This window comes from Actinomadura meyerae (genome assembly GCF_900188445.1).
In the GTDB taxonomy this organism is placed as follows: domain Bacteria; phylum Actinomycetota; class Actinomycetes; order Streptosporangiales; family Streptosporangiaceae; genus Spirillospora; species Spirillospora meyerae.
The window spans coordinates 46,948-59,608 of the sequence record NZ_FZOR01000033.1 but is presented as its reverse complement, the minus strand read 5'-3'; the positions used below and the strand labels follow the sequence as shown (position 1 = coordinate 59,608).

Below are 12,661 nucleotides of genomic sequence, written 5' to 3'. Positions count from 1 at the left end.
CTCACCCGGCCTCGACGACCGTGAAGCGGCGCAGGGCGAGCGCCGGGTTCTTGGCCCGGACGGCGGCGATCCGCTCCGCCGAGACCTCGGCGGCCACGACGCCCGTGTCCTCCCCCAGCCCGGCCGCGACCACGCCCATCGGATCGACGACCATGCTGTTGCCGGCGCCCATCGGGGCGCACTGGCCGGCCGCGGCGACGTAGACGGTGTTCTCGATCGCGCGGGCCCGGACCAGCGTCCGCCAGTGGTCCTCCTTCAGCGGCCCCGGCACCCAGGCGGCGGGCAGCACCAGGACGTCGGCGCCCGCGTCCACGATCCGCCGCGTCACCTCCGGGAACCGGACGTCGTAGCAGGTCTGCATGCCGAACGTGGCGCCGTCCACCTCGAACGTCTCCGGCTCGCCGATGGCGCCCGGCCGGACCAGCTTCGACTCCCGGTACCCGAACGCGTCGTACAGGTGCAGCTTGCGGTACTCGGCCACGATGTCGCCGCCGGGGCCGAGGGCGACGAGCGTGTTGGAGATGCGGCCCGGTTCGTCCAGCCGCTCGTTCACGCCCGCGACGAGGTGCACGCCGTGCCGCCGGGCGAGCTCGCCGAGCCCGGTCGTGAACGGGCCGTCCAGCGGCTCGGCCGAGTCGGCGAACCGCTCGTCCAGCTTCGGCGCGGTGAACATCGCGAACTCGGGGAACACCACCACCTTCGCGCCGAGCCCGGCCGCCTCGGCGGCGAGCCCGCCGATCGCCGCGAGGTTCTCGTCCTTGTTGACGCCGGGCGCCAACTGCGCCACCGCCACCAGCACCATCCGCTGCCTCCCTACATCCGGCCTGCATCCGGCCTGCATCCGGCCTACATCCGGTCGACGCCGGTCACCCTGATCACGGCCTCGCCCTCCTGGTCGGAGCCCGCGAGGTCCACCTCGGCGCTGATCCCCCAGTCGTGATGCCCCTCCGGGTCGTCGAACACCTGCCGGACGCGCCACAGCCCGTCCTCCGGCACCTCCTCGATCCGCAGCAGCTTCGGCCCGCGGGCATCGGCGCCGGTGAGCAGCTCGTCGTGCTCGGCGAAGTAGCCGTCCATGGCGTCCGCCCACGCGTCCGCGCCGAAGTCGGGATCGAGCTCGCCCAGCTCGCCGTAGCGCTCCAGCGCCGCCAACTCCACCCGCCGGAACAGCGCGTTGCGGACCAGCACCCGGAACGCGCGCGCGTTCGCGGTCACCTTCGTCACGCGCTCCTCGATCGGCTGCTCCAGGTCGCCCTCGTCGGCGGGGTTCGCGAGCTGCTCCCACTCGTCCAGCAGGCTGGAGTCGACCTGCCGGACCAGCTCGCCGAGCCACTCGATCAGGTCGATCAGGTCGTCGCTCTTGATGGACTCGGGGACGGTCTGCTGGAGCGCCTTGTACGCCCCCGACAGGTACCGCAGCACCAGGCCCTCGGCCCGCGCCAGCTCGTAGTACCCGATGTACTCCGTGAACGTCATCGCGCGCTCGTACATGTCGCGGACGATCGACTTCGGCCGCAGCGGGTGGTCGCCGACCCACGGGTGCCCGGCCCGGTAGATCTCGTAGGCGGCGGCGAGCTCGTCCTCCAGCGGCTTCGGGTGGTCGACCTCCTGGAGCAGCTCCATCCGCTCCTCGTACTCGATGCCCTCGGCCTTCATCTCCTGGACGGCCTCGCCCCGCGCCCTGTTGACCTGCGCGGCGAGGATCTGCCGCGGGTCGTCCAAGGTCGCCTCGATCACCGACAGGACGTCCAGCGCGTACGACGGCGACGCCGGGTCGAGCACCTCGAACGCCGCCAGCGCGAACGTCGACAGCGCCTGGTTGAGCGCGAAGTCCTCCTGGAGGTCGACGGTGATGCGCGCGTACCGGCCGAGCTCGTCGGGCTCGTCCAGCACCTCCACGATCCCGCCCGCGAGCAGCGACCGGTAGATCGCGATGGCCCGCGAGATGTGCCGGCGGCGCGCCGCCGGCTCCTCGTGGTTGTCGGTCAGCAGCCGCTTCATCGCCTGGAACGCGTTGCCCGGCCGCGCGATCACCGACAGCAGCATCGCGTGGCTGACCTGGAACCGGGACCGGAGCATCTCCGGCTCGGCCTCCTGCAGCTTCGCGAAGACCTCCTCGTCCCAGCCGACGAACCCCTCGGGCGGCTTCTTGCGCTGCACCTTGCGCCGCTTCTTCGGGTCGTCGCCCGCCTTGGCGAGGGCCTTCTCGTTCTCGACGACGTGCTCGGGGGCCTGCGCCACCACGAACCCGACCGTGTCGAACCCGGCGCGCCCCGCCCGCCCGGCGATCTGGTGGAACTCCCGCGCCCGCAGCCGCCGCACCCGGTGCCCGTCGTACTTGCTCAGCGCGGTGAACACCACCGTCCGGATCGGGACGTTCACCCCGACGCCGAGGGTGTCGGTGCCGCAGATGACCTTCAGCAGCCCGGCCTGCGCGAGCCTCTCCACCAGCCGCCGGTACTTGGGCAGCATCCCGGCGTGGTGGACCCCGATGCCGTGCCGGACGAACCGCGACAGGTTCCGCCCGAACTTCGTGGTGAACCGGAAGTTGCCGATCAGCTCCGCGATGCGGGCCTTCTCCGCCTTGGTGCACACGTTGATGCTCATCAGCGCCTGCGCCCGCTCGATCGCCGCCGCCTGCGTGAAGTGCACCAGGTAGATCGGCGCCTTCTGCTCGGCCAGCAGCTCCTCGATCGTCTCGTGCAGCGGCGTCACCCGGTAGTCGTAGATCAGCGGGACGGGCCGCTCCGCCGAGGTCACCAGCGCCGTCGGCCGGCCCGTCCGCCGGGTGAGGTCCTTCTGGAAGAACGCGACGTCGCCCAGCGTCGCCGACATCAGCAGGAACTGCGCCTGCGGAAGCTCCAGCAGCGGGATCTGCCACGCCCAGCCCCGCTCGGGCTCGGCGTAGAAGTGGAACTCGTCCATCACCACCACGCCGATGTCGGCGTCGGCGCCGTCCCGCAGCGCGATGTTCGCCAGCACCTCCGCCGTGCAGCAGATGATCGGCGCGTCCGCGTTCACGCTGGCGTCGCCGGTCATCATCCCGACGTTCTCGCGCCCGAACATCTCGCACAGGTCGAAGAACTTCTCCGAGACCAGCGCCTTGATCGGCGCGGTGTAGAAGCCGACCTGCTCCCGGCCCAGCGCCGCGAACAGCGCCCCCGCCGCGACCAGGCTCTTGCCCGACCCGGTCGGGGTCGACAGGATCACGTTCGCGCCGGACACCACCTCGATGAGCGCCTCCTCCTGCGCCGGGTACAAGGTGATCCCGCGCCCCGACACCCACCGCTCGAACGCCTCGAAGAGCGAGTCTGCGTCTGTGTCGTTTCCGGAGGGAAGCTCATCGATAAGGCTCACCCCTCCATCCTGCCCCCGATCACCCACTGCCCGTGCCGGGGACGGCCGCGCTCACACCAGCGCGTGGCCGTATTCGGCGGCCAGGGGCTTGAGATCGGGCTCGCCGTACAGCTCGCGCATCTCCTGGAACAGCTCCGCCTTGCCCTCGCCGAACCGCCGCACGTGCACGGCGTAGGTGTCGGCGGACACGAAGACCGGCGGATTGGTCTTGCTGTGGAACTTGTCGGCGTACATGACGAGCCGCTCCTCCCGGGTCTCCGGGACGTAGTCGCCCGCGGGCAGCGGAAGGCCCTGCCGCTCGATGTCGTCGCGGGTCAGGCCCATGCCGGTGTGGCAGGAGCAGAACCGGCGGAGCACCTCGGGGAGGCCCTCGTCCCGCAGCAGTTCGTACCCGAGCACCCCGTGCCGGACGTACCCCTTGAAGTCGATCTCGCCCGCCGCGTCGTAGAGCCGGTACACCCCGATGTCGTGCAGCAGGCACCCGGCGCGCACCAGGTCCGCGTCGACGCCGAACCGGCCGTCGGCCATGATCCGCTCGGCGATCTCGGACACGATCACGCAGTGCGTCCAGACGAGCTCGAACGCCTCCCGCCCCGGAGCGTGCCGCTCGTGCAGCGCCCTGATCTCCTCGTCCCCCGGAACCCGCATCCGCCAAGCCTACGGTCCGGCTGCTCGCGTAACGCCCGGACGGGCGGCGGGCCGCCCGGATCCGCAAGGAACCCGTGACGGCCGGGTTAGGGCGGACCGGGATGGGCGGACCGGGATGGGGCGGACCGGGTTAGGGCGGAGATGTCCGGCAACAAGGGGTGGACGGGAACGGAAGGGAGCCGAGCGATGAAGAAGGACGAGCCGGACGAGCCGGGGGCCAGCTCCGGTCTGGAGGACCAGGCCCACGAGCGGGTCGTGCCGGGGACCGAGAGCGCCGACGAGGGCTACGAGTCGGACGCCGCCGGCGGCGTCCGCGACGCGAACCCCATCGCCGGGGTGGAGAAGGAGCCCGACGAGCCCGGCGAGGCGTGAGCCGCGGCCGGGCCGCGCGGGGAGACCGCGGGGCCCGGCGTCGGGCGGTGTCGGGTTCGGGCGGTGCCGGTTCGGGCGGTGCCGGTTCGGGCGCCGGCTTCGGGGCGTCAGGAGGTGACTTCGGTGCGGTCGCCGCCCCAGAGGGTGTGGAAGGAGCCCTCGCGGTCGACGCGGCGGTAGGTGTGCGCGCCGAAGAAGTCGCGCTGGCCCTGGGTGAGCGCGGCCGGCAGGCGGTCGGCGCGCAGGGAGTCGTAGTAGGCCAGCGCGGTGGAGAAGCCCGGCGCGGGGATGCCGAGGCGGGCGGCGGTGGCGACGACGTCGCGCCACGCGTCCTGCGCGTCCCCGGCGGCCGCGGCGAAGTGGTCGTCGGTCAGCAGCGTCGGCGTGTGCGGGTCGGCCTCGTAGGCGGCGCGGATACGGTCCAGGAACTCGGCCCGGATGATGCAGCCGCCGCGCCAGATGGTGGCCATCGCGGCGAGGTCGATGTCCCAGCCGTACTCGGCGCTGCCCGCCTGGATCTCGTGGAAGCCCTGCGCGTACGCGACGATCTTGGACGCGTAGAGCGCCCTCTCGACGGCGTCGGCGAAGCCGGCGCCCGCGGCGCCGGTGCGGGACGGGCCCGGCAGGCCCCGGGCGGCCTCGCGGAGGGCGGCGTGGCCGGAGACGGAGCGGGCGAACACGGCCTCGGCGATGCCGCCGACCGGGACGCCGAGGTCGAGCGCGGTCTGCACCGTCCAGCGCCCGGTGCCCTTCTGCTCGGCCTGGTCCAGCACGACGTCGACGAACGGGCGGCCGGTCGCCGCGTCGGTGTGCGCGAGGACCTCGGCGGTGATCTCGATGAGGTAGGAGTCGAGGCGGCCGGCGTTCCAGGTGCGGAAGACCTCGGCGATCTCGGCGGGCGCCAGCCCGGCGGCGTGCCGGAGCAGGTCGTAGGACTCGGCGATCAGCTGCATGTCGGCGTACTCGATGCCGTTGTGCACCATCTTCACGAAGTGCCCGGCGCCGTCGGGGCCGACGTGGGTGCAGCAGGGCGTGCCGTCCACCTTGGCGGAGATGTCCTCCAGCAGCGGGCCGAGGGCGGCGTAGGACTCGGCGGAGCCGCCCGGCATGATGCTCGGGCCGTGCAGCGCGCCCTCCTCGCCGCCGGAGATGCCGGTGCCGACGAAGTGCAGGCCGCGCTCGCGGAGCGCGGCCTCGCGGCGGCGCGTGTCGAGGAAGTTGGCGTTGCCGCCGTCCACGATCATGTCGCCGGGCTCCAGCAGCGGCGCGAACTCCTCGATGACCGCGTCGGTCGGGGCGCCCGCCTTCACCATGACCACCAGCCGCCGGGGCCGCTCCAGCGACGCGACGAACTGCTCCGGCGTGTCGGCGGGCAGGAACGTCCCCTCGTCGCCGAACTGCTCGACCAGCGCCTTCGTCCGGCTCTGCGTGCGGTTGTGGACGGCGACGGCGTGCCCGTGCCGGGCGAGGTTGCGGGCCAGGTTCCGGCCCATCACCGCCAGGCCGGTGACCCCGATTCGCGCCTTCTGCATTGGCTCACTCCTCCTCGTGTGCGACCCTGACCGAGGGGTTGTACGCGGGGCGTGATCCCTCTGTTCGAGTGCCGGGCCGGTTGTCCGGGCTCGGCGCGGGAACGGGTCGCGCGGTACAGATCATCGTCTACTTCACTTCGATGGTGTCAGGGGGTGCGGATGCTGGGGCTGCCGGACGACGCGACGGCGTGTCTCTTCGATCTCGACGGGGTGCTGACCCGGACGGCGTCCGTCCACGCCGCGGCGTGGAAGGAGATGTTCGACGGGTACCTGCGGGAACGTTCCGAACGGACCGGCGAGGCGTTCATCGAGTTCGACCCGGTGCACGACTACGGCCGGTACGTCGACGGCAAGAAGCGCGAGGACGGGACGCGCTCGTTCCTGGAGTCGCGGGGCATCGTCCTCCCCGAGGGCGATCCCGGCGACCCGCCGGAGAAGGAGACGGTCCGCGGCCTCGGCAACCGCAAGAACGCGCTGGTGCTGAAGATCATCGAGGAGAAGGGCGTCGAGACGTTCGACGGGTCGATCGACTACGTCCGCGCGGCCCGCGAGGCGGGGCTGCGGACGGCCGTGGTCTCGTCGAGCGCGAACACCGTCCAGGTGCTGGCGACGGTCGGCATCACCGACCTGTTCGACGCGCGCGTGGACGGCGTCATCGCCGCCGAGCGGCACCTGCCCGGCAAGCCCGCCCCGGACATGTTCCTCCTGGGCGCGAAGGAGCTGGGCGTCCCGGCGTCGCGTGCGGTGGTGTTCGAGGACGCGCTCGCGGGCGTCCAGGCGGGCCGGGCGGGCGGGTTCGCCTACGTCGTGGGGGTCAACCGGGTGAGCGAGGCGCACGCGAAGGCGCTGGCCGAGCACGGCGCCGACGTGGTCGTGGACGACCTCTCCGAACTGCTGGAGGACGTGTGATGGAGCGGGAGGGGCAGAGCGCCGCCGACCGGCCGGTGTTCACGGTGGAGCCGTGGTGCGTCCGCGAACCCGAGCTCCGGCTGGACCGGCTGGCCCAGGGCGAGTCGGTGTTCGCGCTGTCCAACGGGCATCTCGGCATGCGCGCCAACCTCGACGAGGGCGAGCCGCACGGCCTGCCGGGCACGTACCTGAACTCGTTCTACGAGCAGCGGCCGCTGCCGCACGCCGAGACCGCCTACGGGTATCCGGAGTCGGGGCAGACGGTCATCAACGTCACCAACGGCAAGATCATCCGGCTGCTGGTGGACGACGAGCCGCTCGACGTGCGCTACGGCCGCCTCCACCACCACGAGCGGGTGCTCGACATGCGCGAGGGCACCCTGACCCGGCAGCTGGAGTGGACGTCCCCCGCCGACAAGACGGTCAGGGTCACCTCGCAGCGGCTGGTGTCGCTGACGCAGCGGGCGATCGCGGCGATCTGCTACGAGGTCGAGCCGGTGGACGGCTCGGTGCGGGTGGTCGCCCAGTCGGAGCTGGTGGCCAACGAGGCGCTGCCCGGCGGCGGCAAGGACCCGCGCTCCTCGGCGATCCTGGAGAGCCCCCTCGTCAGCGAGGAGCACTTCGCCAACGGCACGAAGGTGCTGCTGCTGCACCGGACGCGGCGCAGCGGGCTGCGGATGGGCGCCGGCATGTCGCACGACATCGAGGGCCCGGAGTCGATGCGGGTGGAGACCGAGAGCGCCCCCGACGTGGGCCGGCTGACGGTCGCGACGCGGCTGGAGCCCGGGCAGAAGCTGCGCATCGTCAAGTACATCGCCTACGGCTGGTCGAGCCGCCGGTCCCGGCCCGCGCTGCACGACCAGGTGGTCGGGGCGCTGGCGGGCGCGCGGCAGACCGGCTGGGAGGGGCTGCTCGACGAGCAGCGCGCCTATCTGGAGGAGTTCTGGGAGGGCGCGGACGTCGAGATCGAGGGCGACGCGGAGATCCAGCAGGCGGTCCGGTTCGGCCTGTTCCACATCCTGCAGGCGGGCGCGCGCGCCGAGCGCCGCATGATCCCGGCCAAGGGGCTGACGGGGCCCGGCTACGACGGGCACGCGTTCTGGGACACCGAGACGTTCGTGCTGCCCGTCCTGACCTACACGTCCCCCAGCGCGGCGGCCGACGCGCTCGCCTGGCGGCACATGACGCTGCCGCTGGCCTGCGAGCGCGCCCGGCAGCTCGGCCTGGAGGGCGCGACGTTCCCGTGGCGGACGATCCGCGGCCAGGAGTGCTCGGGCTACTGGCCCGCCGGGACGGCGGCGTTCCACATCAACGCCGACATCGCCGACGCCATCGTCCGGTACGTCGACGCGACGCAGGACGAGCAGTTCGAGCGGGAGATCGGCCTCGACATCCTGGTGCAGACGGCGCGGCTGTGGCGCAGCCTCGGCCACCACGACGTCGGCGGGGTGTTCCGCATCGACGGCGTCACCGGCCCGGACGAGTACAGCGCGGTCGTCGACAACAACGTCTACACCAACCTGATGGCGCGCCGGAACCTGCAGGAGGCCGCCGAGATGGCGATGCGCCATCCGGACGTGGCCGACCGGCTCGGGGTGAACGCCGAGGAGGCCGCGTCGTGGCGGGACGCGGCGGCGGCCATGCTGATCCCCTACGACGAGCGGCTCGGCGTCCACCCGCAGAGCGAGAGCTTCACCAACCACGCCCGGTGGGACTTCGCGTCCACCAAGCCCGACCACTACCCGCTGCTGCTGAACTACCCGTACTTCGACCTGTACCGCAAGCAGGTCGTCAAGCAGGCCGACCTCGTGCTCGCCCTGCACCTGTGCGGGGAGGCGTTCACCGACGAGCAGAAGGAGCGCGACTTCGCCTACTACGAGGGGCTCACCGTCCGCGACTCCTCGCTGTCGGCGCAGACGCAGGCGGTGGTCGCGGCGGAGGTCGGGCAACTGGAGCTCGCGCACGACTACCTCGGCGAGACCGCACTGATGGACCTGCACGACCTGAACCGCAACACCCGCGACGGGCTGCACATCGCGTCGATGGCGGGGGCGTGGAGCGGGATCGTGGCCGGGTTCGGCGGGATGCGGGCCGGCAAGGGCGAGCTGAAGTTCGCGCCGCGGCTGCCGGGCGGGATCAGCCGGGTGACGTTCCGGATGCGCTACCGGGGCAACCTGATCAAGGTGGGGGTGGCCGCGGAGGCGGCCCGGTACGAGCTGCTGGACGGCCCCGGCCTGCCGATGTGGCACCACGGCGAGCGGTTCACGCTGGGAGACGAGTCGGTGGAGCTGCCGATCGAGCCGATCCCGGCGCCCCCCGCGCCGCCCCAGCCGGCCGGGCGCGAGCCGACACCGCGCCGCTTCGACCCGCACGTCCGCGCGCAGCGCCTCCGCTAGCCGGTCGCCGGGCCGCTCCCCGGGGCACAGGAGGGTTCCGCGCAGTCCGGGAGCGGCCCGTCCGGCGCGCACCCCGCCTCGTCCTCGCCTGCGGGTGCAGGTGCGGAGGGGGCGGGGGCGGGGCGCCCGGTGAGGAGCCTGCGCGGCCCCGGCCCCTCGTCGCCGAGCCGGTCGTAGGGGTTGGCGAGGGCGCACTTCTTCAGCGACAGGCAGCCGCAGCCGATGCAGTCGGTGAGGTCGTCGCGGAGCCGCTCGAGCTGCCGGATGCGGGCGTCGAGCTCGCCGCGCCACCGCTCGGACAGCCGCGCCCAGTCGGCGACGGTCGGGGTGCGCTCCTCGGGCAGGGTGGCGAGCGCCTCGCGGATCTCGGCGAGCGGGATCCCGACGCGCTGCGCCACCTTGATGAACGAGACCCGGCGGAGCGTGTCGCGGCCGAACCGGCGCTGGTTGCCCGCCGTCCGGCGGCTGCTGATCAGGCCCTTGGACTCGTAGAAGTGCAGCGCCGAGACGGCCACGCCGCTCCGCTCGGCGAGCTGCCCGACGGTCAGTTCGTGCACCCGGTGCTCCAGCCGCGTCATGACCCGCATCCTATGCGACCTCAACCGCGGTTCAGGTTTCGCCGGTGGCGGCGGACGGTCAGCGCGGATGGTCGGCGCGGACGGTCAGCGCGGATGGTCGGCGCGGACGGTCAGCGCGGATGGGGTGCGCGCGCCCCGCTCCACCGCTCGGCGGCCCGGCCGAGGCGCCGGAGCCGGAACGCGGCGCCGAGCAGCGCGGCCCCGAACAGGATCGCGAGGAGGCCGATCAGCCAGACCACGGCGATCGCCCCGGAGACCGGCCAGGCGAACAGCAGGATGCCGAACAGCAGCGAGACGGCGCCGGTCAGCACGTACGCCCATTCGCCGCGCAGCTCCCGGCGCAGCGCGACCGCGACGATGATCTCCAGCAGGCCGGTCGCGACCGCCCACGCGGCGATCAGCATCAGCAGGACGAACGCGGTGATGCCCGGCCATATCAGCGCGGCGGCGCCGAGCGCGATCCCCGCGACCCCGGACAGCGCCAGCAGGCCCCGCGGGCCGCCGGTGGTGCCGCGGGCCGCCTGCGCCACGGCGACGACGCCGTCCGCCAGCGCGTAGGCGCCGAAGAGCAGCACCAGCGCGAAGACGGTGATGCCGGGCCAGGCCAGCGCCACGACGCCGAACAGGATCGCGAACGCGCCGCGCACCGCCAGCACCCACCAATGGCGGGTCATGAGATCGAACATGCGGCGCCTCCCCCGGTCGGACCTGCCTTCAGTGCTAGTCCGCGCCGGGTCCGGAAAGCGCCAAGGCCGGTCGCGGACTGCGCAAAGTCCGCGACCGGCCCCGGTGTTTCGAGCGCGTGTGTCGAGCCCGGTGTGTCGAGCGCGTGTGTCGAGCGTGTGCGTCACGCGCGTGCCGTCCGGCGGGCGGGCGTCACTGCTCCAGGCGGCGCACCAGGTCGTGGTACTCGTCCCACAGCGGCTGCGGCAGGTGGTCGCCGAACTTCTCGAAGAACTCCGGTACGAGCGCGGCCTCCTGCTTCCACACCTCGGCGTCGACCGACAGGAGCGTGTCCAGGTCGGCGTCGTCGATGGCGAGGCCGTCGGTGTCGAGCGCGTCCCGGGTCGGCAGGTGGCCGATCGGGGACTTGGCGGCGTCGGCCTTGCCGTTGAGCCGCTCGACGATCCACTTCAGCACGCGGCTGTTCTCGCCGAAGCCGGGCCAGATGAACGTGCCGTCGGCGTTCTTGCGGAACCAGTTGACGTAGTAGATCCGGGGCAGCTTCTCCGGGTCGGTGGCCTTGCCGATCTCGAGCCAGTGGCCGAAGTAGTCGCCCATGTTGTAGCCGCAGAACGGCAGCATCGCGAACGGGTCGCGGCGCAGCTCGCCGACGGTGCCCTCGGCGGCGGCGGTCTTCTCCGACGCGATGTTGGCGCCGAGGAACACGCCCTGCTGCCAGTCGAAGGCCTCGGTGACCAGCGGGACGGCGGAGGCGCGCCGGCCGCCGAACAGGATCGCCGAGATCGGGACGCCCTTCGGGTCCTCCCACTCGTCGGCGATGATCGGGCACTGCCCGGCCGGGGTGGTGAAGCGGGCGTTCGGGTGGGCGGCCGGGGTCCCGGACTCCGGCGTCCAGTCGTTGCCCTTCCAGTCGGTGAGGTGCGCGGGCGGCTCGTCGGTGAGGCCCTCCCACCACACGTCGCCGTCGTCGGTGAGCGCGACGTTGGTGAAGATGCTGTTGCCCCACAGCGTCTTCACGGCGTTGGCGTTGGTGCTCTCGCCGGTGCCGGGCGCGACGCCGAAGAACCCGGCCTCCGGGTTGATCGCGTAGAGCCGGCCGTCGTCGCCGAACCGCATCCAGGCGATGTCGTCGCCGATGGTCTCGACCTTCCAGCCCGGGATGGTCGGCTCCAGCATGGCGAGGTTGGTCTTGCCGCACGCCGACGGGAACGCGGCGGCGACGTAGCGGGTCTCGCCGGCCGGCGGGGTCAGCTTGAGGATGAGCATGTGCTCGGCCATCCAGCCCTCGTCGCGGGCCATCGTGGAGGCGATGCGGAGCGCGTAGCACTTCTTGCCCAGCAGGGCGTTGCCGCCGTAGCCGGACCCGTACGACCAGATCTCCCGGGTCTCGGGGAAGTGGGTGATGTACTTGGTGGAGTTGCAGGGCCACTTGGCGTCCGCCTGGCCGGGCTCCAGCGGCGCGCCGACGGAGTGGACGGCCTTGACGAACGAGCCGCGCTCCTCGATGAGCCGCAGCGCGCCCGCGCCCATCCGGGTCATGATCCGCATGGAGACGGCGACGTAGGCGGAGTCGGTGATCTCGACGCCGAGCTGGGAGATGTTCCCGCCGAGCGGGCCCATGCAGAAGGGCACCACGTACATGGTGCGGCCCTTCATGCAGCCCTCGAAGAGCCCGTTCAGGGTCTCCCTCATCTCGGCGGGCGCGATCCAGTTGTTGGTCGGACCGGCGTCCTCCTCCTTCTCGGAGCAGATGAACGTGCGGTCCTCGACGCGGGCGACGTCGGTCGGGTCGGACGCGGCGTGGAAGCTGTTCGGCCGTTTGGCCGGGTCGAGGCGGGTCAGCGTGCCCTGTTCGACGAGGAGGCCGGTGAGCCGCTCCCACTCCTCCTCCGAGCCGTCGCACCACTCGACGCGGTCCGGCCTGGTCAGCTCGGCGATCCCGCGCACCCACTCAATCAGTTCGGTGTGGCCGGTTGGGGCCTGGTCGAGGCCGGGGACCTGGATGGACACGGGCTACTCCTTCAGCTGTTCGCAGGATCTCTGCATGATGAACAAGACCCGACGTTTTTGCCATTTGGTCTGGACCAATCACGTCCGCTTTTCTGGGCGTATGCCCGCTTTGTGATTGTTCTCACGCGGAACCGGACGTGATGCCCGCCACCTCCCCATACGCCCCGGGGGGCCG

10 protein-coding genes are annotated in these 12,661 nt (G+C 72.2%); 3 read left to right on the top strand and 7 right to left on the bottom strand.

The annotated features are described in order from the left end of the window. Window position 1 precedes the first annotated feature (1 nt). The 3 genes from CHF16_RS28230 to CHF16_RS28220 are packed head-to-tail and all read right to left on the bottom strand — an operon-like array spanning window position 2 to window position 4,005. A complete protein-coding gene (locus CHF16_RS28230; RefSeq protein ID WP_089329174.1) occupies window positions 2-802 on the bottom strand; it encodes a carbon-nitrogen hydrolase family protein in 801 nt (266 codons plus the stop codon). A gap of 44 nt (window positions 803-846) precedes the next feature. Beyond that, complete coding sequence (locus tag CHF16_RS28225; RefSeq protein ID WP_089329173.1) at window positions 847-3,357, bottom strand: DEAD/DEAH box helicase; 2,511 nt, start codon at window positions 3,355-3,357, stop codon at window positions 847-849. Between the two features lie 51 nt (window positions 3,358-3,408). Next, window positions 3,409-4,005: an HD domain-containing protein gene (locus CHF16_RS28220; protein ID WP_089329172.1), complete on the bottom strand. Its 597-nt coding sequence runs from the start codon at window positions 4,003-4,005 to the stop codon at window positions 3,409-3,411. Between the two features lie 186 nt (window positions 4,006-4,191). On the opposite strand from CHF16_RS28220, the gene CHF16_RS28215 reads away from it, so the two are divergent. Then, window positions 4,192-4,377 (top strand): hypothetical protein, encoded by a 186-nt coding sequence (locus CHF16_RS28215; RefSeq protein WP_089329171.1) that lies wholly within the window; start codon window positions 4,192-4,194, stop codon window positions 4,375-4,377. A 107-nt stretch (window positions 4,378-4,484) separates the two neighbouring features. Here CHF16_RS28215 and gndA read toward each other — a convergent pair whose 3' ends face one another. Next, window positions 4,485-5,909, bottom strand: a complete 1,425-nt coding sequence (gene gndA / locus CHF16_RS28210; protein WP_089329170.1) for an NADP-dependent phosphogluconate dehydrogenase — start codon at window positions 5,907-5,909, stop codon at window positions 4,485-4,487. Window positions 5,910-6,068: 159 nt separating this feature from the next. Between gndA and CHF16_RS28205 the strand changes: the two genes are divergently transcribed. Further along, on the top strand, window positions 6,069-6,818 hold the full coding sequence (locus tag CHF16_RS28205; protein WP_089329207.1) for an HAD family hydrolase: 750 nt from the start codon (window positions 6,069-6,071) through the stop codon (window positions 6,816-6,818). Then, window positions 6,818-9,214, top strand: coding sequence for a glycoside hydrolase family 65 protein (locus CHF16_RS28200; protein ID WP_089329169.1), 2,397 nt, complete (start codon window positions 6,818-6,820; stop codon window positions 9,212-9,214). Before CHF16_RS28205 ends, CHF16_RS28200 begins: the two co-directional genes overlap by 1 nt. Here the strand turns inward: CHF16_RS28200 and soxR are convergent. The 3 genes from soxR to CHF16_RS28185 form a co-directional block, all read right to left on the bottom strand. Next, on the bottom strand, window positions 9,211-9,792 hold the full coding sequence (soxR, locus tag CHF16_RS28195) for a redox-sensitive transcriptional activator SoxR (RefSeq protein WP_089329206.1): 582 nt from the start codon (window positions 9,790-9,792) through the stop codon (window positions 9,211-9,213). The two genes, CHF16_RS28200 and soxR, sit on opposite strands and share 4 nt — an antisense overlap. Before the next feature lie 110 nt (window positions 9,793-9,902). Next, complete coding sequence (locus CHF16_RS28190; RefSeq protein ID WP_089329168.1) at window positions 9,903-10,478, bottom strand: HdeD family acid-resistance protein; 576 nt, start codon at window positions 10,476-10,478, stop codon at window positions 9,903-9,905. Between the two features lie 190 nt (window positions 10,479-10,668). After that, window positions 10,669-12,486, bottom strand: a complete 1,818-nt coding sequence (locus CHF16_RS28185) for a phosphoenolpyruvate carboxykinase (GTP) (protein WP_089329167.1) — start codon at window positions 12,484-12,486, stop codon at window positions 10,669-10,671. Between the last annotated feature and the right edge of the window lie 175 nt (window positions 12,487-12,661).